The 23,404-nt window shown below is 62.8% G+C and carries 22 protein-coding genes and 1 tRNA gene; 17 read left to right on the top strand and 6 right to left on the bottom strand.

The window, feature by feature from the left end:
• Positions 1–12: 12 nt before the first annotated feature.
• From ABIE35_RS18170 to ABIE35_RS18160, 3 genes are all read right to left on the bottom strand, one after another.
• Positions 13–654 carry a GntR family transcriptional regulator gene (locus tag ABIE35_RS18170; protein WP_354517097.1) on the bottom strand — a complete coding sequence of 214 codons (642 nt, stop codon included), beginning with the start codon at positions 652–654 and terminating at the stop codon, positions 13–15.
• Between the two features lie 73 nt (positions 655–727).
• Positions 728–1,441 (bottom strand): response regulator, encoded by a 714-nt coding sequence (locus ABIE35_RS18165; protein ID WP_354517095.1) that lies wholly within the window; start codon positions 1,439–1,441, stop codon positions 728–730.
• Positions 1,438–3,084, bottom strand: a complete 1,647-nt coding sequence (locus ABIE35_RS18160) for a sensor histidine kinase (RefSeq protein ID WP_354517124.1) — start codon at positions 3,082–3,084, stop codon at positions 1,438–1,440. The genes ABIE35_RS18165 and ABIE35_RS18160 overlap by 4 nt, the downstream gene beginning before the upstream one ends.
• 137 nt (positions 3,085–3,221) lie before the next feature.
• Here ABIE35_RS18160 and ABIE35_RS18155 point away from each other — a divergent pair, with 137 nt between their 5' ends.
• The 10 genes from ABIE35_RS18155 (at position 3,222) to ABIE35_RS18110 (ending at position 12,985) form a co-directional block, all read left to right on the top strand.
• Complete coding sequence (locus ABIE35_RS18155; protein ID WP_354517093.1) at positions 3,222–4,568, top strand: cation:dicarboxylate symporter family transporter; 1,347 nt, start codon at positions 3,222–3,224, stop codon at positions 4,566–4,568.
• Between the two features lie 253 nt (positions 4,569–4,821).
• Positions 4,822–5,721 (top strand): ParA family protein, encoded by a 900-nt coding sequence (locus tag ABIE35_RS18150; RefSeq protein WP_089594468.1) that lies wholly within the window; start codon positions 4,822–4,824, stop codon positions 5,719–5,721.
• 30 nt (positions 5,722–5,751) lie between these two features.
• Positions 5,752–6,642, top strand: coding sequence for a segregation and condensation protein A (locus tag ABIE35_RS18145; RefSeq protein ID WP_354517091.1), 891 nt, complete (start codon positions 5,752–5,754; stop codon positions 6,640–6,642).
• Entirely contained in the window at positions 6,635–7,291 is a 657-nt protein-coding gene (gene scpB, locus ABIE35_RS18140; RefSeq protein ID WP_354517089.1) for an SMC-Scp complex subunit ScpB, read from the top strand. Before ABIE35_RS18145 ends, scpB begins: the two co-directional genes overlap by 8 nt.
• Before the next feature lie 150 nt (positions 7,292–7,441).
• Positions 7,442–8,653, top strand: a complete 1,212-nt coding sequence (locus ABIE35_RS18135; protein ID WP_354517087.1) for a pseudouridine synthase — start codon at positions 7,442–7,444, stop codon at positions 8,651–8,653.
• Positions 8,654–8,656: 3 nt separating this feature from the next.
• Positions 8,657–9,763: a prephenate dehydrogenase gene (locus tag ABIE35_RS18130; protein WP_354517085.1), complete on the top strand. Its 1,107-nt coding sequence runs from the start codon at positions 8,657–8,659 to the stop codon at positions 9,761–9,763.
• Positions 9,763–10,476, top strand: coding sequence for a (d)CMP kinase (cmk, locus tag ABIE35_RS18125; RefSeq protein ID WP_280627696.1), 714 nt, complete (start codon positions 9,763–9,765; stop codon positions 10,474–10,476). The genes ABIE35_RS18130 and cmk overlap by 1 nt, the downstream gene beginning before the upstream one ends.
• Positions 10,466–11,209: a lysophospholipid acyltransferase family protein gene (locus tag ABIE35_RS18120; protein WP_354517083.1), complete on the top strand. Its 744-nt coding sequence runs from the start codon at positions 10,466–10,468 to the stop codon at positions 11,207–11,209. Before cmk ends, ABIE35_RS18120 begins: the two co-directional genes overlap by 11 nt.
• A gap of 10 nt (positions 11,210–11,219) precedes the next feature.
• Positions 11,220–12,770 carry a ribosome biogenesis GTPase Der gene (gene der / locus ABIE35_RS18115; RefSeq protein WP_207597094.1) on the top strand — a complete coding sequence of 517 codons (1,551 nt, stop codon included), beginning with the start codon at positions 11,220–11,222 and terminating at the stop codon, positions 12,768–12,770.
• 141 nt (positions 12,771–12,911) lie between these two features.
• Positions 12,912–12,985 (top strand) — tRNA-Pro (locus tag ABIE35_RS18110).
• Between the two features lie 115 nt (positions 12,986–13,100).
• On the opposite strand, the gene ABIE35_RS18105 is transcribed toward ABIE35_RS18110, so the two are convergent.
• Complete coding sequence (locus ABIE35_RS18105; protein ID WP_354517081.1) at positions 13,101–13,547, bottom strand: MarR family winged helix-turn-helix transcriptional regulator; 447 nt, start codon at positions 13,545–13,547, stop codon at positions 13,101–13,103.
• A gap of 170 nt (positions 13,548–13,717) precedes the next feature.
• Between ABIE35_RS18105 and ABIE35_RS18100 the strand changes: the two genes are divergently transcribed.
• Positions 13,718–14,926 carry an MFS transporter gene (locus ABIE35_RS18100; RefSeq protein ID WP_354517079.1) on the top strand — a complete coding sequence of 403 codons (1,209 nt, stop codon included), beginning with the start codon at positions 13,718–13,720 and terminating at the stop codon, positions 14,924–14,926.
• A 69-nt stretch (positions 14,927–14,995) separates the two neighbouring features.
• Here ABIE35_RS18100 and ABIE35_RS18095 read toward each other — a convergent pair whose 3' ends face one another.
• Positions 14,996–15,577: a hypothetical protein gene (locus ABIE35_RS18095; protein ID WP_354517077.1), complete on the bottom strand. Its 582-nt coding sequence runs from the start codon at positions 15,575–15,577 to the stop codon at positions 14,996–14,998.
• A gap of 117 nt (positions 15,578–15,694) precedes the next feature.
• Between ABIE35_RS18095 and gcvH the strand changes: the two genes are divergently transcribed.
• The 5 genes from gcvH to ABIE35_RS18070 all read left to right on the top strand — a co-directional run bounded on the left by gcvH (position 15,695) and on the right by ABIE35_RS18070 (position 18,765).
• Positions 15,695–16,081, top strand: a complete 387-nt coding sequence (gene gcvH / locus ABIE35_RS18090) for a glycine cleavage system protein GcvH (RefSeq protein ID WP_089594478.1) — start codon at positions 15,695–15,697, stop codon at positions 16,079–16,081.
• A gap of 138 nt (positions 16,082–16,219) precedes the next feature.
• Positions 16,220–16,696, top strand: coding sequence for an FHA domain-containing protein (locus ABIE35_RS18085; RefSeq protein ID WP_089594479.1), 477 nt, complete (start codon positions 16,220–16,222; stop codon positions 16,694–16,696).
• A gap of 20 nt (positions 16,697–16,716) precedes the next feature.
• Positions 16,717–17,433 (top strand): transcriptional regulator FtsR, encoded by a 717-nt coding sequence (gene ftsR, locus ABIE35_RS18080; RefSeq protein ID WP_354517123.1) that lies wholly within the window; start codon positions 16,717–16,719, stop codon positions 17,431–17,433.
• Complete coding sequence (locus ABIE35_RS18075) at positions 17,433–17,936, top strand: bifunctional nuclease family protein (RefSeq protein WP_026548570.1); 504 nt, start codon at positions 17,433–17,435, stop codon at positions 17,934–17,936. The genes ftsR and ABIE35_RS18075 overlap by 1 nt, the downstream gene beginning before the upstream one ends.
• Positions 17,937–18,171: 235 nt before the next feature.
• Positions 18,172–18,765 (top strand): MerR family transcriptional regulator, encoded by a 594-nt coding sequence (locus ABIE35_RS18070; protein WP_089594480.1) that lies wholly within the window; start codon positions 18,172–18,174, stop codon positions 18,763–18,765.
• A gap of 120 nt (positions 18,766–18,885) precedes the next feature.
• Here ABIE35_RS18070 and ABIE35_RS18065 read toward each other — a convergent pair whose 3' ends face one another.
• Entirely contained in the window at positions 18,886–19,695 is an 810-nt protein-coding gene (locus ABIE35_RS18065) for a ParA family protein (RefSeq protein ID WP_354517074.1), read from the bottom strand.
• 302 nt (positions 19,696–19,997) lie between these two features.
• On the opposite strand from ABIE35_RS18065, the gene ABIE35_RS18060 reads away from it, so the two are divergent.
• Entirely contained in the window at positions 19,998–23,393 is a 3,396-nt protein-coding gene (locus tag ABIE35_RS18060; RefSeq protein ID WP_354517073.1) for a pyruvate carboxylase, read from the top strand.
• Positions 23,394–23,404: the final 11 nt, after the last annotated feature.

The following is a 23,404-nucleotide window of genomic DNA, read 5'->3' as shown; positions in this document are numbered from 1 at the left end:
TCTCGTAGGACGTTAACGGGCCAGCTGGGCAGCCTTGACGTGGGTGAGGCTGCGGTGGAGGTGGACTGTGGTGGCTGCCTCGGCCAGGCGCGGTTTGCCAGCGGCGATGGCCTCGGCGATCGCGGCATGTTCTGCAGCTGCGGCATGAAGCCGGGATGCGTCGTCGGCAGCCAAGCGGCGGACGCGGACCAAATGGACGCGCAGGCTCCGCATGGCGTTGGCCAGATAGGAGTTGGCGATCGCGGCATCGATTGCGTCGTCCAGGCGACCCACCAAGGCGTAGTACTCGTGGCGTGCGGGATCGGCATCGCGGAGCAGTTCAGGGGCCAGCAGCAGCTGGGCGTGCAGCTCGGCGAAGACACCGGGCTCGCCACGTTCGGCAGCCAGCGCGGCGGCCCTCACCTCCAAGGTTTCGCGCAGTTCGAACAGTTCGTCGATGCTGTCCAGCGAAATATCGGTGACGACGACGCCGCGGCCTCCTGCCGCCGTCGTCAATCCTTCCGCGGTCAGCCGGCTCAGCGCCTCCCGGACCGGGGTCCGGGATACTCCAAGGCGTTCGGACTGCTCTACTTCCGCGAGCACGGTGCCCGGCCGAAGACGCCATTCAATGATGTCTTCACGGAGGGCGTTGTAAGCCCGATCACTGGCGCGCATGCCCCCAGTGTATACACCAATGGCCTCTTGGGCGAGCAATACGGCCAAAAACGCTTTCTGTGTATACAGACGCCTATCCGCGATTCCAGCCGTACTCGTTTTCCGGCCGGCCAGGGGTACCGTACCGGGGCGCCCTGGTGACTGTCCCGGCGTCGGCCAAATACTCCAGATACCGGCGTGCGGTGACGCGGGACATGCCCAGGGCGTCCATGACTTCGCTCGCGGAGACTGCTTCCCGCCGAGCCCGCATCAGGTCTTTCACCGCTTCCAGGGTGGACCCCGAAAGGCCCTTCGGCAGCGGTAGTTCGGTCGGAGCGCGGAGGCTGGCAAAGGCCTGGTCCACATCGCTTTGGGAGGCTCCCGCCTTGGAGATTCCGGACAGTGAACCGGCCAGCTGTTCACGGAATGTCCGGTAGCTGCTGAGCTTGTCCGCGAACGTTGCATACGTGAAGGGCTTAATGAGGTATTGCACGACGCCGATCGACACGGCGCTGCGCACGATGTTCAGTTCCCGCACAGCCGTGATTGCAATGATGTCGGCAAAAACTCCCGCAGACCTCATGCGCCGGGCCACGTCGAGCCCGTGAAGGTCAGGCAGATTCATGTCCAGCAGGACCAAGTCCACGGGGGACCCTGATGCAGCGAACTCCCCAAGGATGCGCAGTGCCGACTGGCCGTCAGGGGCAGTACCCACCAGAGAAAACCCGTCCAGGCGGCCGACGTAGACGGAGTGGGCGTCCGAAGCTATGGGCTCGTCCTCCACTACCAGGACACGGATGTCTGTCATGCCTTCTCTTCCTCAGGAACCGACGCGGGCAGCACAACATGGAACTGTGCTCCGCCGGGATTGCTGATGGTCATCGTACCGTCGAGCCGATCCACGGCCTGGCGTACCAGGGCCAGGCCAACGCCGCGCCCGTGGGAACCGCGCGGGTTCTTGTCCGGGGACTTCGTGCTGAAGCCGTACTGCAGTACGTCGTCAATGGACTCCGGATTAATGCCGCTCCCGGAGTCCCGGACCGTGAATTCGACGGCGGCAGGTCCGGCTTCCACGTCCAGCTCCACCTTCCGTGGGAAGTCACCGGCAGCCGCGGCATCAATCGCATTGTCCAGCAAATTTCCGAGGATGGTCACCAGGTCCTGGATCTCCAGGCCACGGACACCGGAGCTCCCTGACGTGCGGACCTCCAACTCCACTCCGCGTTCGTGGGCTTCTGCCGCCTTGCCCATCACCAACGCACTCATGACGGGCTCATCCACCGATGCCACCATGTCGTCGGTGAGTTGCTGGCTGAGTTCAAGATCCTTGGTGGCAAGGTCCAAGGCCTGGGGTGTGCGGCCAAGTTCCAGCAGGGAGACGATCATGTGGAGCCGGTTTGCGTGTTCATGTGTCTGCGCGCGCAACGCATCCGAGAGGGTTTTCATGGTCTGGAGTTCCGTACCCAGGGATTCGATTTCGGTACGGTCGCGGATGGTGGCCACTGTGCCGTAGACGGCGGGTTTCTGTCGGCTGCGCTCAGGCACCGGCCCTACTGCAGGGGCCTGATTCACTACCAGGATCCGGGAACCGGTCAGGTGAATCTCGTCGTGTGCGGGCCTGCCGGATTCGAACAGCGCCCGAAGGCTGCCGTCGAAGGGGAGATCAGCGAGTTTCGGGGCATCGTCAGGGGAGCGGTCGGCGTCGGAAGGCTGCAGACCCAGCAACTCGGCGGCTTGGTCGTTATACATCACCGCTTTGCCGTGGTTATCGATCAGGATCACACCCTCGCGTACGGAGTGCAGGACCGACTCATAGTAGGCGAAGAGCTGAGCCAGCTGTTCCGGTCCCCAGCCCCTCGTTACCGATTTCAGATACCGTCCAAGGAGCCACGAAGCCACTGACCCAAAGCTCAACACCACCAGGGCTATGCCTCCGATCACGCCCAGGCGCTCGGCCACATCCGTGTCTACTGTCCGGACGGTAACTCCCGCTGCCACCAGGGCTTTGACGGTCCCGTCGGCAGCTTTGACCGGTGCGATGGTTCGGACCGACGGACCCAAGGTGCCCGCCGTGACCTCTGTGAACGTCTCGCCCCGCAGCGCGGGCTCAATGGTTCCGATGTAGGGCTTACCGAGCTCTTCAACCCTCGGGTGCGTCCAGCGCGTCCTGTCCGGAGCCATGATGGTGATGAAATCGGCATCGGCATCGTCCATGACTTCCAGCGCGTAGGGCTGCAGCGTAGCAGTAGGATCCGCAGCTGAAGCCGCGTCCAGTACCAACGGATTGTCAGCAATGGATGTCGCCACGGCCAGCATTCGACCCCCGGCGTTGTCATAGGCCCTGTCCCGGGCTTCCACCACGGAAAAGGCTCCAAACACCGCCGTCAGGACCAGGACGAACAGCAGGTTTGCCACAAACAATCTGCGGGCGATGCTCCAGCTGTGAAACACGTGGACCTCCATGACCAATATGACCGCAACGGTGATGTGTGTCACCAGCGGCTCAATGATGGATATCACACAAGGGCAGCGGATTGGACATCAGTGCAGGACCGCAGCGCCTTACACAGTATCCAAAGGAGAATCCCATGACCTCTCAACGAGGAGAGTCGGCAGTAGCTGCCAAAGCTGGACGCAAGGGGCTCGACAAGTCGCATTACTTGTACATCGCGGTCATTCTGGCCGTCGTACTCGGCGCCGTGGTCGGCTTGATGTTCCCCGAAGTTGGCAAGTCGCTCAAACCACTCGGTGATGGCTTCATCAAGCTCATCAAGATGATGATCGCACCGGTCATTTTCTGCACCATCGTCCTGGGCATCGGCTCCATTGCCAAGGCTGCCACCGTTGGCAAGGTGGGCGGCCTGGCCCTCGGTTACTTCGTGGCCATGTCAACCTTCGCCCTGGCCATCGGCCTCGTGGTGGGCAACCTCATCCACCCGGGTGAGGGACTCAAGCTGACGCCGTACGATCCCACGAAGAAGGCGGACACCAACAGCACTGTTGACTTCCTTCTTGGCATCATCCCCGGTGATATCCCGGTCCTGCCTACACTGCTTGCCGCGATCCTGGTCGGTTTCGCCTTGCAGAAGATGGGCAAGCAGGGAGCCCCTATTCTCGCCGCGATCGGCCACGGTCAGCGCCTCGTCTTCCGCATCCTCATCATGATCATGTGGCTGGCCCCGGTAGGCGCGTTCGGTGCCATTGCCGCCGTCGTTGGTGCCACAGGCGCCCAGGCAATCCTCAGCATGTTCACGCTGATGCTGGCCTTCTATGTCACCTGCGCACTGTTCATCGTGGTGATCCTCGGAACCCTGCTCCGTGCAGTGGCCGGCGTCAATATCTTCAAGCTCATGAAGTACCTGGCCCGTGAGTACCTCCTGATCTTCTCCACCTCCTCTTCCGAGGCTGCGCTGCCCCGCCTGATCGCCAAGATGGAGCACTTGGGTGTCTCCAAGCCGGTAGTTGGCGTCACCGTTCCCACGGGCTACTCCTTCAACCTTGACGGCACGGCGATCTACCTGACTATGGCTTCGCTCTTCGTCGCCAACGCCATGGGCACCCCGCTTGATCTCGGTGCCCAGGTCTCCTTGTTGGTCTTCATGATCATCGCTTCAAAGGGCGCCGCCGGTGTCACGGGAGCCGGACTTGCAACCCTTGCCGCAGGTCTTCAGGCACACAAGCCGGAACTCCTCGGCGGCGTAGGCATGATCGTTGGAATCGACCGCTTCATGTCCGAGGCCCGCGCCTTGACCAACTTCACCGGAAACGCAGTTGCCACGGTCCTGATCGGAACCTGGGTGAAGGAAATCGACAACGGACAGGTGGAACGTGTCCTCTCCGGCAGCGAACCCTTCGATGAGCAGACCATGATCGCCCATGGCGGCGAAGAAGAGGCCGCTCCTGAAGCTGAAACCCGTGAAAAGGCAGCCGTCTAACCCGAGCGGGAATCAACCCATCGCATCATGAACGAAGGCCGGCACCTCGCCAGGTGCCGGCCTTCCGCATGTGGCCGCCACACAGTGGCAATGGAGGCAACCTTCTACCTCAGCTAGAGGGTAAAGGCTCACGAGCAGGACAAAGTCAAGTTCCCCAAATAACCGTGTCGGGCGCTGTAGCCTAGGTGGGTAGTAGCGCTGTAGCTGGGGGCCAGCGGCAGGGAAGATCGTCGTCGAAAGAGTGGTTAGATACGTGAGCATCGAACGAGGAACAGCTACGCTGGGAGGCACCGAGCTCGATCTGGAAGACGCCATCATGGGGCCAACAGGCCGCCCTTACCGCGAATTTCCGGAACCTGCTCCGCTTGCTTCCCATGGCCCGGCGAGAGTCATCGCCATGGTCAACCAGAAAGGTGGCGTGGGTAAAACCACCTCCACCATCAATCTCGCCGCTGCGCTCGCAGAATACGGCCGGCGTGTCCTGCTGGTGGACTTTGACCCCCAGGGTGCGCTCTCCGCGGGTCTCGGCGCCAATCCGCACGAGCTTGACCTCACCGTGTACAACGTCCTGATGGACCGCAAAGTGAGTATCCGGGATGCCATCCAGCAGACCGGCGTCGAGGGCGTTGACCTTCTTCCGGCCAACATCGACCTCTCCGCCGCGGAGGTCCAACTCGTCAACGAGGTGGCACGCGAGCAGGTATTGGACCGCGCGCTCAAGAGCGTCGAGGACGATTACGACGTCGTCCTGATCGACTGCCAGCCGTCCCTGGGGCTGCTGACCGTCAATGCACTGACTGCTGCGCACGGCGTCATTATTCCGCTGATCTGTGAGTTCTTCGCCTTGCGTGCTGTGGCCCTCCTGGTGGAGACCATTGAAAAGGTCCAGGACCGCCTCAACCCTCGGCTGCAGGTGGACGGTGTCCTGGCCACCATGTACGACGCCCGCACGCTCCACAGCCGAGAGGTGATTTCACGCCTCGTGGAAGCTTTCGGTGACAAGGTCTTCGAGACCGTCATCAAGCGCTCCATCAAGTTCGCGGATGCAACCGTCGCGGCCGAGCCCATCACCAGTTATGCGGGCAACCACATTGGCGCCGACGCCTACCGCCGACTTGCCAAGGAACTGATTTCGCGCGGCGGCGCGCCCTAGCCGACCGTGGGACCGTCTATCGCTCCGGCCATGGAATCGGGACCTGGCGCTACTGCGGAAGCGCCCGACGCCGGTATCGCCGAAGCCCGCAAACCCGGCTTTGAGGTACGGCTGGCCAACTTCACGGGGCCGTTCGATCTCCTGCTTGGCCTGATCTCCAAGCACAAGATGGATATCACCGAAGTGGCTTTGGCCACCGTCACCGATGAGTTCATCAAGTACATCCGCCGACTCCAGGAACTGGGGGAGGACTGGGCGCTGGACGAAGCCAGCGAGTTCCTGGTCATCGCAGCCACTCTGCTGGACCTCAAGGCCGCGCGCCTCCTGCCGGCCGGTGAGGTGGAGGACGCCGAGGATATTGCGCTCCTCGAGGCCAGGGACCTCCTGTTCGCCCGCCTTCTGCAGTACAAGGCTTTCAAGCAGATAGCCGGGATCCTGGGCGAAACGCTGGAACAGGAAGCACGTCGTTATCCGCGCCAGGTTGCTTTGGAAGGCCATTTCGCCGCTCTGCTGCCCGAACTCGTATGGCGCCATACTCCGGAACAGTTCGCGGAACTTGCCGCCAAGGCGCTTAAACCCAAGGATGTGGCTCCCGCCGAGGTGGGTTTGGACCATCTCCATGCTCCGCCGGTGAGCGTCAAGGAGCAGGCCGAGATCATGGGCTACCGCCTGAAGCTGGGCGCGCCCTTGTCCTTCCGGACGTTGATAGCCGACGCAGAAACCACCCTGGTGGTCGTGGCACGCTTCCTTGCGTTGTTGGAAATGTTCCGGGACCGCGTTGTGGCTTTCGAACAGCCCGAACCCTTGGCGGAGTTGACGGTTCGGTGGACGGGCGACGACGCCGGATGGGACAGTTCCAGCCTGAGTGAAGAGTATGAGACTGGCGTGGGGCCGGAAAGCGGAGAGTACAGCAGTGAATGAGCAGGAAACGGCCCAGGAGGGGCTGCCTGGCCTGGAAGCACTGCCCGGCGGTGCGCGGGCAGCCTTGGAGGCAGTGCTCATGGTCATCGACGAGCCCGCTACGTCGGAAGAGTTGGCCGCCGGACTCAACGTGACGGTCTCCGTCGTCGAGGATTTGCTGCATGACCTGCAACGGGAGTATAGCGGCTATACTGTTAAAGCCCCGGACGTGGATGCTGTCGGCTTTGCCGATGCCAGCACTGCACCCCGGGGTTTTGAATTGCGGAATGTCGCCGGCGGGTGGCGCATCTATTCACGGTCGGATTTTGCCGACATCGTGGGAAGGTTCGTGCTCGAAGGGCAGACCACCAGGCTCACTCAAGCAGCGCTTGAAACTCTGGCGGTCATAGCCTACCGGCAACCGGTCTCCAGGGCCCGGGTGTCCGCCATTCGCGGCGTCAACGTCGATTCGGTAGTCCGGACCCTCATCCAACGGGGTTTGATCGAGGACTCCGGAAACGATCCCGAATCCGGGGCTGTCCTGTACCGGACAACCTCGTATTTCCTGGAGCGGATGGGCATCGGCTCAGTGGCTGAACTGCCACAGCTTTCGCCACACCTTCCAGGTTTGGAAGGGATTGACGAGTACTACGACGCCAGCCGGATGTAGCCACAGGCTACGCCCGGCACCGCACGAAAACTTCATATGGATTCACTGCACCTTCAGGGTGCACAGCGACAAGGGGCAGACGATGTCTGCCCGGCTGGCTAGTGTTGATTGCAGCACGGAAAGCCGGCCATTACTACACAAGGACGGGTCATGACACAGGCGGGACGCCAGAGTTCACCACGTAACAGTTCGGGACGCAACAGTTCTGGACGCAATGAGGCCAAGGGCGGCACAGGCCGCACCAATGCTGGCGGCTTCTCCGGCCGCGGCGGCAGCGCCGGCGCTGGAAAGCGCAACTTCACCCAGGGCGAGGGCCGCCCCTTCAAGGCTCCGAAGCCGCGCGAAGCGGCACCTTTCGATCCTGATAACCCCACAACTGCGGGCGACTTTGACCGTGGCCAGGCGGCCAGGCCCGCGAAGCCTTTCCGCAAGCCCGGCTCCAACAAGCCCGGCTTTGGCAAGACACCCGGTACGCCGGGCGCACTGAAGCCCAAGGCCAAGCCGGCCAGGCAGTACGGTTCCAAGGCATTCGGCAGCGAACGATTCGGCCAGAACCTTGGACCCATCCGCAAGCCAGGCCGCAATCGCGGTCCGCGGCAGGAAGTCCCGCAGTCCGACCTTCACGATGTTGACGGCGTACGCCTGCAGAAGGTCATGGCGCAAGCCGGCGTGGCTTCACGCCGCGTCTGTGAGGAAATGATCCTCGAGGGACGCGTCGAGGTTGACGGCGTAGTGACCACCGAGCTTGGTATGCGCGTGGACCCCACGGCTGCCGTGATCCACGTCGATGGCATCCGGATCCAGCTCGACGAAACCCTCGTCTACATGGTCTTCAACAAGCCCAAGGGCGTCGTCTCCACCATGGAGGACCCCGAAGGCCGTCCCTGCATCAGCGACTTCCTGAAGAACAACAAGAACAAGGGCGAACGCCTGTTCCACGTTGGCCGTCTCGACGTCGCCACTGAGGGGCTGCTGCTGCTGACGAACGACGGCGAACTCGCCAACCGCTTGACGCACCCTTCCTATGAGGTACCCAAGACTTACCTCGTCCAGGTGCGTGGCCCGTTCCCGCAGGGCGTGGGCGCGAAGCTGAAGAACGGCGTCGAGCTCGAAGACGGTGTCGCCGCAGTGGACTCGTTCCGTTTGGTGGACTCCACCCCGGGCCACGTCCTCATCGAGGTTGTGCTCCACTCCGGGAAGAACCGCATCGTCCGCCGTATGTTCGACGCCGTCGGCTTCCCGGTGGAGCGTCTTGTCCGGGTGAAGGTCGGCCCCATCGGCTTGGGCGACCAGCGCCAGGGAAGCATCCGCAACCTCGGCAGGCAGGAAGTCGGCCACCTCCTGGCATCTGTAGGGCTCTAGGGCATGTCGGCATTCGGTACGCACGGCCGGGGCCATCTCGATGGCCCGGTCGTCGTTCTCGGTACAGGCCTGCTGGGGGCCAGCATTGGCCTCGGCCTGCGCGGACGCGGAGTTCCGGTCTTCCTGTCCGATCCTTCGCCCACCAATCAGGCGGTCGCGGTGGATATCGGAGCGGGACGGCCGTTGGGCGAGTTGGGCGAAGAACCCCAGCTGGTAGTTGTTGCGGCTCCGCCGGACGTTACCGCCGACGTCGTGCAGAAGGCTCTGGCGGACTACCCGTCCGCCGTCGTGGTTGACATCGCGAGCGTGAAAGCGACCATTCAAACGCAGCTGCGTGAGCGTGGCGTCGACCTATCCCGCTATGTGGGGACGCATCCTATGGCCGGCCGTGAGAAGTCGGGCCCAGTTGCTGCCCGGGGAGAGCTTTTCACCTCCATGCCGTGGGTTGTGTGCCCGTCAGAGGAAACCTCGGATGCGGCGCTGCAGGCTGCCCGGTCGCTGGCCGGGGATCTTGGGGGAATCGTCTCCCAATTCACGGCAGACGAACACGATGAAGCTGTGGCACTGGTATCGCATTTGCCCCAGATCATGTCTTCCCTGTTGGCCAGCCGGCTGCAAGGTACGCCCCTGCATGCCCTTTCCTTGGCTGGCAACGGGCTCCGGGACACCACCCGCATCGCCGCCAGCGATCCCACCCTTTGGGTGCAGATCCTGGGAGGCAACGCGGAAAAGGTGGTTTCCATCCTGCACGGTGTCCGCGAGGACCTGAACCGCTTGATCGGAACGCTTGAAGAGCCGTTGGCACCCGGCGCTCGGCTGGACCTTGCGCAACTGATCAGTGAAGGCAATGCAGGGCAGGCGAGAATCCCCGGTAAACACGGTGGACCTCCGCAGGCTTACTCGTGGCTCACCATCCTGGTGGACGACAAACCGGGCCAGATTGCCCATCTTCTCACGGAGATCGGCGAGATTGGCGTGAACCTCGAGGACCTTCGGCTCGACCATTCGTCGGGACAAAACGTGGGCATGGTGGAGCTTTCCGTGCTTCCCAGCAAGCATGACCTCCTTGTTGAAGCTTTGACTGACCGTGGATGGCGGGTACTCCAGTAATGACGCGTGAATTTTTTGGACCGGAAACGGTAGCCCGTCCGGGCAAGCCGTTGGTGATTGCCATCGACGGCCCTTCCGGATCGGGCAAATCCAGCGTCAGCAAGGAAGTTGCCCGGCGCTTGAAACTGGCTTACCTGGATACGGGCGCGATGTACCGGGCCCTCACCTGGTACTGCCTCAAGACAGGCGTTGACCTCCAGGACGGCGCAGCAGTGGAGCAGGCTTCCAAAGCCATGCCGTTGGAGATCAGCACATCCACTGCTGCGGAGTACGTGGCAGTGGATGGCACAGACGTCACGGACGAAATCCGGGATCCCTTGATCTCCTCGTCTGTCAGCGCTGTGGCCACTACGCTCGGTGCCCGCACGGAGCTCATCCGCCGCCAGCGTGAGCTGATCGACCAGCACCACCACCGCATGGTGGTGGAGGGACGCGACATTACCACCGTCGTCGTCCCCAATGCCGAGGTCCGCATGCTCCTGACCGCCAGCGAGGAAGCACGGCTTCGACGCCGGGGCATCCAGTTGGGTGGCACCCAGAGCAAAGAGCAGCTGGCAGCCCAAGTCATCCAGCGTGACGCCAAGGACTCCACGGTGGTGAACTTCACCCAGGCAGCTGATGGCGTGGTGACGCTGGATTCCTCGGACCTGGACTTCGAGGAAACAGTGGAGACCGCCCTGGCGATCGTCAGCAAGGTGATCTATGGCGACTAAGGAACAAGGACACGGGCTTCCCGCTCCGTGGACCAAAGTGTGGAGCCGCCCCGTCGGGTGGTTCCTTGACCACGTCATGTACCGGACCGTCGTGGCGGGTAAAAGCAACGTTCCCGCCGGCGGGCCGGTGATTTTCGCCGCGAACCACATCAGCTTCCTCGATGGGCCCGTGATGTTCGGCGCCTCTCCGCGGCCTATGCACATCCTCGTCAAGAAAGAGATGTTCAGGGGCTTCCTTGGTTCTGTCCTGCGGGGCTCCGGACAGATTCCGGTGGACCGTTCCGGGGACCGCGCCGCCCTGCATCTCGGCAAGCAACTGCTCGACGACGGCCGCTGCGTCGGGATTCTTCCGGAAGGTACGCGGGGGAGCGGTGCAGCCGAAAGCATCAGCAACGGGGTTGCCTGGCTTGCCATTAACTCCGGAGCAACAGTAATACCGGTCGCCATCCTCGGAACCCGCCAGGGCGACGAGCACCGCGACCATATCCCCAAACCGCGCCGCAAGCTCCACGTGAGCTTCGGTGAACCTCTTACGGTGAAGCGCCGGAAGGGTGAACCGGGCCGTGTTTCAATGGACAGGGCGGCTGCGGAAATCCGTGCAGCCCTGGCCGATCACGTCCAGGATGCCATCCGTGCCACAGGACAGGGCCTTCCCCGGGATCCTGCGCCCGGAGAATCCACTCCGCAGCACCGCCATACAGCAGCAGCCGGGACGCCGGCAGACCACCCCTAAGGAAAGTGCAATGAGCGATACGACTCAAAAATCCGGCCTCCACGGAGCCGGCGACGACGAATACACGCCCACCGGCACCGACCAGGTGGCTGAAAACCTGGCTGCCCTGGACGATGACGAGGCCGAGCTCCGCGCGGCCACCCTGCGTGCCGGCCTTGACGACTACGAGCTCGATGACGAAGATGCCGCACTTCTCAGCGGCGAATACGGCGACGAAGGCGACGAAGGTCCCCTCAAGCTGGACCCTGTCTTGGCCATCATCGGCCGCCCGAACGTGGGCAAATCCACGTTGGTCAACCGCATCCTGGGCCGCCGCGAAGCCGTGGTTGAGGACACCCCGGGCGTTACCCGCGACCGCGTCATGTACTCGGCGCGCTGGAATGGCCGCAACTTCACCTTGGTTGATACCGGTGGATGGGAGCACGATGCCAAGGGCATCCACGCCCGCGTAGCCGAGCAGGCCGAGATGGCCGTTGAGCTTGCAGACGCCGTCCTCTTTGTGGTGGATTCCGCCGTTGGTGCCACGGCCACGGACGAGGGCGTCATGAAGATGCTCCGCAAGAGCAAGAAGCCGGTCATCATGGTGGCCAACAAAGTGGACGACTTCGCACAGGAAGCTGACTCGGCAACGCTGTGGGGCTTGGGCTTCGGCGAACCGTACCCGGTATCGGCACTGCACGGACGTGGCGTTGCCGACCTCCTGGACCACGTCATGGATACCCTTCCCGAGTTCTCCCTGGTGGAAGGCGTTGAGCGCTCCGGCGGTCCGCGCCGTATCGCCTTGATCGGACGCCCGAATGTTGGCAAGTCCTCGCTGCTGAACAAGCTCGCAGGCTCTGAGCGCGTCGTGGTTGATCCGCTGGCCGGGACCACGCGTGACCCTGTCGACGAATTCATCGAACTTGGCGACCGTACCTGGCGTTTCGTGGACACCGCAGGTATCCGCCGCCGCCAGCACATGGCCCAGGGCGCTGATTTCTACGCTTCCCTGCGGACGCAGGCCGCGCTCGAAAAGGCGGAGGTCGCCGTCGTGCTTCTTGCCGTCGATGAAGTCCTCAGTGAGCAGGACGTGCGTATCCTCCAGCTGGCCATTGAATCCGGCCGTGCACTGGTCCTCGCCTTCAACAAGTGGGACCTGCTGGACGACGAACGCCGCCGCTACCTGGAACGCGAAATCGAGCAGGACCTGGCGCACGTTGAGTGGGCGCCCCGCGTCAACATCTCCGCCAAGACGGGCTGGCACAAGGACCGCCTGGTTCCTGCCCTGGACATCGCACTGGAGAGCTGGGACCGCCGCATCCCCACAGGTCGCCTCAACGCGTTCCTGGGCGAGCTCGTCGCTGCGCACCCGCACCCGGTCCGTGGCGGCAAGCAGCCCCGCATTCTCTTCGGCACCCAGGCTTCCAGCCGCCCGCCGAAGTTCGTGCTCTTCACCACCGGGTTCCTGGATCCCGGATACCGTCGCTTCATCACGCGTCGCCTCCGCGAAACGTTCGGCTTCGAGGGTACGCCCATCGAGGTCAACATGCGCGTCCGCGAGAAGCGTGGCAAGAAGCGCTAAGTGAGACGGGCATCACAGCCGAGTTTGGCTGTGATGGCGTCTCCGACCTCCAACTTCGTGTAAGCTTTTGGAGGTGGTTCGGCCGGACTGCTTAGGTGGGACTCTTCGGAGGATAACCTGGGCGGAGAACGGTGGAACCAGCGGGCTGTAGCGCAGCTTGGTAGCGCACTTGACTGGGGGTCAAGGGGTCGCAGGTTCAAATCCTGTCAGCCCGACAATGAAGGACCGGAATCACGCGGAGACGCGCGATTCCGGTCCTTTCTTGTTTCCGGCCTTGTACGTTTCACCTGGCGTTCGGCGCCGGGTGAAACGCAGGATGGCGGGGTGGGGCTAAACCCTCTGCAGCGCGCCGAGTGCCCGCACCAACGGTTCAAGCTCCGGCACGGATTCGGCGGCCGCAAGGGCGGAGGCCAGCGTCTCATCATGTACGGGCTTGGCGGCCTCAAGCAGCTTCTGGCCGTTCACTGTGAGCTCCGTGTAGATGCCGCGCCGGTCGTCTGCGCACAGAATGCGGGTGAGCAGGCCGCGGTCCTCCAGGCGGTTGACCAGTCGGGTGGTAGCGCTGCTGGACAGGGCAGTGGCGCGGGCCAGCTGCTGCATCCGCATATGCCAGCCATCCTGGCGGCTCAGGGCGTCCAACACCGCGTACTCCACTACCGAAAGGTCACTTGAGGCCTGGAGCGCCTTCTCCAGTTCCGCCTCGATGCTTCCATGCAGGGCGGCAAGGGTCCGCCAACCCTGCGCCCGTACTTCTACGGCGTCATCCTTGATGCCCATGTTTGCTGTGCTCCTGACTTGATGTCGTGTAGATCGAGACGTCTGAAACTAGTTGCTTGCGCAAGTATCTGGCGTGTGCAACTATATATGAAGCGTCTGCAACTATATTCTACGGTTCCTGCCGGCGTACTTCCACTTCACGCGGGAACCAACAATCTAAGGAGTTAAACATGCCCGCAGGGTTGATTGCCCTTGCCCTCGGAGGATTCGGCATCGGGCTGACCGAGTTCGTGATCATGGGCCTTTTGCCCGAGGTTGCCGCCGATTTCCAGGTCAGCGAGGCTTCTGCCGGCTGGTTCATCTCCGGCTATGCCCTCAGTGTCACGGTGGGCGCCCTCCTGGTCACCGCCGCCGTCACCAGGCTGCCGCGCAAGCCTGTTCTCATCGGCCTCCTCTTCCTGTTCATTGCGGGCAACTTCCTGTCGGCAATCGCCGACAGCTACACGGCTATGCTCTTGGGGCGCATAGTCGCCGCGCTCTGCCACGGCGCCTTCTTCGGCATCGGTTCTGTGGTGGCGGCCAGCCTGGTTCCGGCCCACAAGAAAGCCGGAGCCATCGCCATCATGTTTACGGGCCTCACCGCCGCCAATGTCCTGGGGGTGCCGTTCGGAACCTTGCTCGGCCAGAACTTTGGGTGGCGTTCAACGTTTTGGGCCATCACCATCATTGGCGTGATCGCCCTGGCGGGAATCGCACTGATGGTTCCCAAAGCTTCCACTGAGCCCACCAAGGGACTACGCAATGAACTCGGTGCCTTCAAGTCCGGCCAGGTGTGGCTTTCGATTATTGTGACCGTTCTCGGCTTCGGGGGCATGTTCGGTGCCTTTACGTACATCGCGTTTACGTTGACGGAAGTATCCGGATTCGAATCCGGGGCTGTTCCATGGCTCCTGGTGCTCTTCGGCGGCGGCCTGTTTGCCGGCAACTTCCTGGGCGGCAAGGCTGCCGACAAAGCCCTCGATCCCTCACTCATTGCCATCCTCGCCGGGCTCGTCGTGGTGCTGGTCTTCTTTGCGCTTACGGCGTCCAGCAGTATCGCCACACTCGTATCCCTTGCGCTGATGGGCGGCTTTGGGTTCGCCACAGTTCCAGGTCTCCAGATGCGGGTCATGCACTTCGCCTCTACTGCACCTACGCTGGCGTCCGGTGCAAATATCGGTGCTTTCAACCTTGGTAACGCCCTAGGAGCCTGGCTGGGCGGCGTGACCATCACCGCTGGCCTCGGCTACACCTCGCCCATCTGGGCCGGTGCCGGTATTACAGTTGCTGCTTTGCTGGTCATGGTCTTTGCTGCCGCTGCCGCAAAGCGAGGGGGAGTCGCGGCAGTTCCTGCAACGCCCGACGTCGAACGCGAGCCGCGCGAGACCACCGTCGCCTGACGTGTACCGACGATAAACAAAGCCCGCCATGGACTGTTCCGTGGCGGGCTTCGTGTTCCGTGGGGCGGTCTAGGCGCTTGGTGCGGGCCCCTGAGTCTCCGCTGATGCGGTTTTCGCAGCCTTGGCGCGCTGGTTTTCCGCCTGCTTCAGCGCCTTCATTTGCTTGCCCCGCCGCCGCCAAAGAGCCCACAGGACTGTGACGGCGATGAAGACCACCAGTGCGGCAATGGCAGACACGGCAGTCCAGGTTGTAAAGAAGCCGGCGTCCACGCTCAACGTCCGCTGGCCTGCATGGGCTGATTCCGAGGTTCCAAAGGCAATGCCGGCCGTCAGGAGGTTGGGAGTGGCGATGGCAACTGCCACCAGGAGAATGACGATCTTCCACGGCCAGGCGACCGCCTTGCGGGTGGCTTGCCAGGCCACAAGGAGGGGAATGAAGGTGAAAACAAAACCATAGAACATGCCCACCAGGACACTGGCTCCGAGATCCCGGTTGATCTGACCGGCAATGACATCGGACCACCAGCGGGGGAGAATGGCCCCCAGGATAAAGTAGGCGGCCACAGCGACAAGCAATGCCACCAGTATCAGGATTATTTTGACGCCCCAATTGCGCTTTTTCCGAGCTGGTACTTGTGCTTGTTCAGTCATGGGTCAATCATGGCAGAGACCCCCTTGGGCGCAGGGGAAATGTGCCTATACTTTCAGCGGTGGCCACCAGCACAGGCCGCCGTCGAGGTTCGTCATTGTCCCGATGAAAGGCCACCCGTGAGCAATATTCCAGAAGATCTTTCCTACACCGCGGAGCACGAATGGGTTACCGCTCCCGATGCCGAAGGCGTCGTGCGGATTGGTATTACCGACTTTGCGCAGGATGCCCTGGGTGACGTCGTCTACGCCCAGATGCCTGAGCCCGGGACAAAAGTCACCGGCAATGAGGTGGTGGGGGAAGTTGAGTCCACCAAGAGCGTCAGCGACATCTATGCGCCCGTGAGCGGCGAGGTCATTAATCGCAATGACGCGCTGGACACCGATCCTGCGCTGATTAACTCGGATCCATACGGTGAAGGGTGGCTCATAGAGGTCAAGCTCGCAGAAGCAGATGCAGTGGATTCCCTGCTCAGTGCATCAGAGTACGAACAACAGGTAGGCTAAAGTTATCTGGCCCGCCAGGCTGAATTTCCTTAGCGGGAAAAGCGCGACGGCGGGCCAGCAACCGATTTGCCCGGCGGTACCGGGATGCGGAAGTGGCTGGCAGGTTTTTGAACTGCCGGCAGATGAGGAGGAAATTCCATGGTTGGCGGCGAACAGAATCAAGCCAATGTCGGGAACGGCGCGGAGGAACAGCCTACGTCGGAGACCACCTCCATCAGCATCACGCCAACGTGGGACGAGCCAAGCATCGCCCCTAAGCTGGCCCCTGAAGAGCGCGCATCCGTGGAAGCACTTCCGCCCAACTCGGCCTTGCTCATTGCCCACAGCGGGCCCAACGCCGGAGCTCGGTTCCTTTTGGATGCGGACACCACCACTGCGGGCCGGCACCCGGACGCGGACATCTTCCTGGATGACGTCACGGTGTCCCGCAAGCACGTCCAGTTCCTGCGCACGGCATCGGGCTTCGAGCTGGTGGACATGGGCAGCCTAAACGGAACATATGTCAACCACGACCGCGTTGACCGCGTGCACCTGAAGAGCGGCAACGAGGTGCAGATCGGCAAGTTCCGGTTGACCTACTACCTGAGCCCTGTCCGCGCAGCAGGCCAAGTCTGACGGGGTACCTGCCTGTGGCTATCGCCCAGCCGGACCGTCGCGGACCGCAGGTCCTGAACATTGGGGAAGTCCTCGCCCAGCTGAGTGACGACTTCCCTGGCATGACTGCGTCCAAGATCCGTTTCCTGGAGGAAAAGGGACTCATCAATCCCAAGCGGACCGCTGCAGGCTACAGGCAGTATGCGGACAGTGACGTCGAGCGCCTCCGTTTCGTCCTCGCGCTGCAGCGCGATCAGTACCTTCCGCTGAAAGTCATCAAGGATTACCTGGACGCCATTGATCGCGGAGAGCGCCCGGACAATCTGCCACCCGGCGTGACAGTGGCGCCCCAAGCAGTCTCGGCCGGAATGGCTGCCGAGAGGCAAGGTAGGGCACGGGCGCTGACCGAGGAGCAATTGCGCTCTGAGTCGGGAGCGAGCGTGCCGTTGCTGGAATCACTGCTGAGCTTTGGGCTCATCAGCCATGTCGGCGGGCGGTTCGATGAACATGCCCTCCAAGTGGCGCGTGCCTGCGTGCAGTTGGAAGGGCACGGCCTCGAACCGCGGCACCTTCGTCCTTTCCAGGCTGCGGCAGACCGCGAGTTCGGCTTGGTGGAACGGGCCGTAGCGCCTCTGACGTCCCGCCGCGACGCCGCGTCCCAAGCCCGCGCAGCAGAAGCTGCCCGCGAGATCAGTGAGCTCTGCCTGACCCTGCACAGGGCGCTCGTCCATGATCGCATCTCCCGGATGGACAGCTGATGATCGAAGTCGAAATCGTAGGCGTCCGCATAGAATTGCCGTCCAACCAGCCCCTGGTGCTTCTTCGCGAACTCAATGGCGAACGGCATGTACCTATCTGGATCGGCACCCCGGAGGCCAGCGCCATCGCTTTGGCCCAGCAGGGAGTGGTTCCGCCCCGGCCCATGACGCATGACCTCCTGGTGGACGTTGTTGAATCGCTGGGGCACTCCATCATCAGCGTCAACATCGTTGCTGTTGAGGACAACATTTTCTACGGGCAACTGCAGTTCGACGACGGCACCGTGGTCAGTTCCCGGGCTTCGGACGCGCTGGCACTGGCGCTCCGGGCCAAATGCCGCATTTGGTGCGCTGATGCCGTGATGGAAGAAGCCGGCGTCCGGATCACGGAACACGACGAAGGTGAAGACTCCGAGCCGGACCCCAGTGTGGACGAAGAACGGGAAATGCGCCGCTTCCGGGAATTCCTGGACGACGTGGAACCCGAAGACTTTGAGGGCTGAGACACCCTAAGCCTAAAGTTGAGGGTGAAAGTTTCGACACGACTGGAAATTGCGGCCAAGGTCTTTGACCTCGGCCCCCGACGGGCCTAACGTCGAAGATATCAAGTTCCCGTTGCATACACTGCCTGCGCAAGTCACACTGGAAGGTGCGGACTTGTGGGAATTACACTGCTGCATTTCAGTGTTGTGCCAGGGTATGCACCGTCCCCAAGGGAACTGAGAACAAGGAGGTCACGTGAGTCCGAAAGGCGAAGCAGGCGAGCTGAAGCAGGCCTCGACCGGCATTGCTGCGCCCGCATCCGGCGCCCAAGGTTTACTCTTCACAGAGGACCTTCCTGTGCTGGACGAGGACGCGGGCTACCGCGGTCCCACTGCATGCAAAGCCGCTGGCATCACGTACCGCCAACTCGATTACTGGGCCCGCACGGGCCTGGTGGAGCCGGCTGTACGCGGCGCGGCCGGGTCAGGCTCCCAGCGGCTCTACGGATTCCGCGACATCCTGGTTCTCAAAGTGGTCAAGCGACTCCTTGATACAGGTGTTTCCCTGCAGCAGATCCGAACCGCCGTGGAGCACCTCCGCGAGCGGGGTGTTGAGGATCTTGCGCAGATCACCCTGATGAGCGACGGCGCGAGCGTCTATGAATGTACCTCTGCGGACGAAGTCATTGACCTCGTCCAAGGCGGACAGGGCGTCTTCGGCATCGCCGTTGGACGCGTATGGCGGGAAGTGGAGGGAAGTCTGGCCGCGCTTCCGAGTGAGCACGCCGTGGAGCAGTCCTTTCCCGACGACGAACTGAGCAAGCGCCGCGTAGCCCGCCGCATCAGCTGAACACCGGCACGCCGCTGCGAAACTTAATGTGAAAGAGCCTCTTCCCGTCGGGGAGGAGGCTTTTTCTGTAGGCGGAAACTGTCCGGGTCCGTGGCTGTTCTTCAGCCACGGACGCATCATTTAGCGCTGGCGGCGATCCCGCAGGGTTGGTTGTCCCGCCAGGAGGCTCTCAAGGAGCGCATCGAACAACTTGGCGGAGTTCTTGGCCGAATCCCCGGGCCAGTGGTGCACAGAGTGGGCTGCACCTTGGATCTGCTGCCAGTTCGCCTGCTCTGGAATGTGGGGAGTCAGCAGCAAGTCACCGAACATGGACTCCATCTCAGCCAGCCGGAAGGTGTGCTCTGCGGAGCCTGTACGTACCCGGTTGGCAACGATGCCGGCCGGAGCCAGATGGGGAGCGAACTCTTGCCGGAAGAGTTGAATGGCCCGCATGGTGCGTTCAGTACCGGCCACGGAAAACAGTCCGGGCTCAGCCACAAGGACCACCCGGTCACTGGCGCTCCACGCCATGCGCGTCAACCCGTTGAGGGACGGTGGGCAGTCCACCAGCACGAGTTCATAGGCTGTGGTCCCGGCCAGTACTGCTGACAGCCTTCGGAGGTCGCGCCGTCCCAGGTCCGGGCGATCGTAGATTCCAGTGAACGCCGAACCTACTGCGACATCCAGGGTGCCGTCGCTTGATCCATTGGAGACCCAGCTGCTGCCCGCCACGTTTTCCTGGAGCCGGGCCTTCCGGGGGCTTTTCAACATCCGGCCGATATCCATTTGCCCGCCCGGCTGGACACCCAGTGCCGTGGTGGCGTCGGCGTGGGGATCGAGATCGACCACCAGGGTAGGAATGCCGGCGGCAAGGGCCGCGGACGCCAGACCAGTGGTCACGGACGTCTTTCCCACTCCACCTTTGAGGCTGCTGATGCTGACTACTTGCACTTGAAAACCCAAAACCTAACGCCGGTTGCCGTATCGCGCTGATTCGGCTCCGGAAGCGCCGGAGCCGGGGCTTGCCGAAGCCCCCTCAACATCATATGGTGCATCACGGCCGAATCCCGCTTTCTACGCGCCCGGCCGCAGGAGACAAGGCAGGCAATAGCATGCCGTCCGAACGCGCGCACGCATATACAGCCCAGATGACGATTCCTTTGTGATGGTTGCCACAAAGATTTGTGTTTGATGCTGGCGGCACTACACACTGTGACCACCGACCGATCCACCCGCAATGATGCAGGAGAAGTATGTTTTCGAAAATTCTGGTGGCCAATCGCGGCGAAATCGCGATCAGGGCGTTTCGCGCTGGTTATGAACTGGGCGCCAAGACCGTAGCTGTCTTTCCGCACGAGGACCGTAACTCGATCCACCGGCAGAAGGCCGACGAAGCTTACCTGATCGGCGAGGTGGGCCATCCCGTCCGCGCCTACCTTGACGTGGAGGAGGTTGTCCGCGTCGCCAAGGAAGCCGGCGCAGACGCCATCTACCCCGGCTATGGCTTCCTCTCGGAGAACCCGGACCTCGCCCGTGCTGCGAAAGCAGCGGGAATCACTTTCGTAGGCCCACCCGCGGAGGTGCTGGAACTCGCTGGCAACAAGGTTGCGGCCTTGGAAGCAGCCCGCAAGGCCGGGGTGCCCGTCTTGAAGTCGAGCCGGCCGTCCAAGGACCTTGACGAGCTCATCGCGGCCGCGGACGAGATTGGGTTCCCCATTTTCGCCAAGGCTGTTGCCGGCGGTGGCGGTCGAGGAATGCGCCGCGTTGAGACGCGGGAAGCCCTCCCGGAGGCCTTGCAGTCCGCCATGCGCGAGGCTGACGCTGCGTTCGGCGATCCCACCATGTTCCTTGAGCAGGCTGTGCTGCGTCCCCGGCACATCGAAGTGCAGATCCTGGCTGACGCCGAGGGCAATGTCATGCATCTCTTCGAACGTGACTGTTCACTGCAGCGCCGCCACCAGAAGGTGGTGGAAATTGCCCCTGCGCCGAACCTTGATGAGAACATCCGCCAGGCGCTTTACCGCGACGCCGTTGCTTTCGCGAAAGCCCTCAACTATGTCAACGCGGGAACCGTGGAATTCCTCGTGGACACCGAGGGTGAGCGTGCCGGCCAGCATGTATTTATCGAAATGAACCCCCGCATCCAGGTGGAGCACACCGTCACCGAGGAAATCACGGATGTGGACCTCGTGCAGGCGCAGATGCGCATCGCTTCGGGTGAGACCCTGGCGGACCTTGGACTGAGCCAGGAGACAGTTTCCATCAAGGGCGCCGCCCTGCAGTGCCGCATCACCACGGAAGACCCCGCCAACGGGTTCCGCCCGGACGTCGGAAAGATCACGGGTTACCGCTCTGCCGGCGGTGCCGGTGTCAGGCTCGACGGCGGCACCGTTTACTCGGGTGCCGAGATCAGCCCGCACTTTGATTCCATGCTGGTCAAGCTGACCTGCCGGGGCCGGGACTACGCGGCAGCAGTGGCCCGTGCCCGCCGTGGCCTCGCAGAGTTCCGTATCCGTGGCGTGTCCACCAACATCCCGTTCCTGCAGGCTGTCCTTGCGGATCCGGACTTCAACGCCGGCAACGTGGCCACGGACTTCATCGACAAGCGCCCGGAACTGCTGAAGTCGCACATCTCCGCCGACCGTGGCACCAAGCTGCTCACGTGGTTGGCTGAGGTGACTGTGAACAAGCCGAACGGTGAGTTGCCGGTCCACTCAGACCCGGCCAGCAAGCTGCCGCCGATCGAGGGGCCGGTTCCCACCTCGGGTTCGCGCCAGAAGCTGATGGAACTCGGGCCCGAGGGCTTCGCCAAGGCCCTCCGGGAGCAGCAGGCCCTGGCCGTCACGGACACCACCTTCCGTGACGCGCACCAGTCGCTCCTGGCCACCCGCGTCCGCACCCGTGACCTCGTCGCAGCCGGTCCCGCGGTGACGGCCCTGATGCCGGAACTCCTTTCCGTTGAAGCCTGGGGCGGTGCCACGTACGATGTCGCCCTGCGCTTCCTCGGTGAGGACCCCTGGGACCGTCTGGCCGCACTGCGTCAGGCACTTCCCAACACCTGCCTCCAGATGCTCCTCCGCGGACGCAACACCGTTGGCTACACGCCGTACCCTGAGGAAGTGACTGAGGCTTTCGTTAACGAAGCAGCAGCCACCGGCATCGATATCTTCCGTATCTTCGATGCCCTCAACGACGTCAACCAGATGGCTCCGGCCATCCGGGCCGTGCGGGCCACCGGAACTGCCGTCGCAGAAGTGGCGCTTTGTTACACGGGCAACCTCCTTGACCCCAACGAGGACCTGTACACCCTTGACTACTACCTGGACCTCGCCCAGAAGATCGTCGATGCCGGTGCACACATCCTCGCGATCAAGGACATGGCAGGCCTGTTGCGTCCGGCGGCGGCCACAAAGCTGGTGACGGCGTTGCGCGAGCGCTTCGACCTGCCGGTGCATCTCCACACCCACGACACCGCCGGTGGGCAGCTCGCGACGCTCCTGGCTGCCGTCGAAGCCGGCGTGGACGCTGTTGACGTCGCTGCTGCCTCCCTTGCCGGGACCACCAGCCAGCCTGCCGCTTCGGCCTTGGTGGCAGCCTTGGCCAACACCCCGCGGGACACCGGCCTCAGCCTGACCAACGTGGGCGCCATGGAGCCTTACTGGGAAGCTGTCCGCCGCGTCTACGCGCCCTTCGAGTCAGGTCTGCCGGGCCCCACAGGCCGTGTCTACCAGCACGAAATCCCGGGCGGCCAGCTGTCCAACCTTCGCCAGCAGGCTATTGCCCTGGGGCTGGGGGAGCAGTTCGAAGCCATTGAGGACATGTACACCGCTGCCGACCGCATCCTGGGCCGGCTGGTCAAGGTGACGCCTTCCTCCAAGGTGGTGGGTGACCTCGCCCTGCACCTGGTTGGCTTGAACGCTGATCCGGCGGACTTCAACGAGAACCCGCAGAACTACGACATCCCTGACTCCGTGATCGGCTTCCTGTCCGGCGAACTCGGAGATCCTCCTGGAGGCTGGCCCGAGCCGTTCCGTACCAAGGCACTGCAGGGCCGCAGCGTCAAGGTCCGGGATGTGGATATCAGCGCCGAAGACAGCGCTGCGCTCAAGGCTGATTCCAAGACGCGCCAGCACACGCTGAACCGTTTGCTCTTCGCAGGTCCCACCAAGGACTACCTGAAGAGTGTGGAGACATACGGCAACATCTCCGTGCTGGACACCCGGGATTACCTCTACGGTTTCCAGCAAGGCTCAGAGCATGTGATCGAGCTGGAAAAGGGCGTCCGCCTTATTGCCCAGCTTGAAGCGGTGTCCGAAGCCGATGAGAAGGGCATGCGTACGGTGATGTGCACGCTCAATGGCCAGTCCCGCCCGGTGGTTGTCCGTGACCGTTCTGTGGTCAGCAACGTCAAGGCAGCAGAGAAGGCCGATGCTGCCCAGCCCGGCCAGGTTGCAGCCCCGTTCGCAGGTGCCGTGACGGTCACGGTCAAGGCGGGCGACGTCGTCAGCGCAGGCGATACTGTGGCCACCATTGAGGCGATGAAGATGGAAGCATCCATCACCACGCCGGTAGCCGGCACGGTCTCACGCCTGGCTATTTCCTCGGTGGAGCAGGTCCAGGGTGGCGACTTGCTGCTGGTGATCAGCTAGCAATCCGCCCA

Origin of the sequence: Paenarthrobacter sp. 4246 (assembly GCF_040546855.1) — a bacterium.
GTDB lineage: Bacteria > Actinomycetota > Actinomycetes > Actinomycetales > Micrococcaceae > Arthrobacter.
The sequence above is the reverse complement of the archived record's forward strand: the minus strand, read 5'-3'. Positions and strand labels throughout refer to the sequence as shown.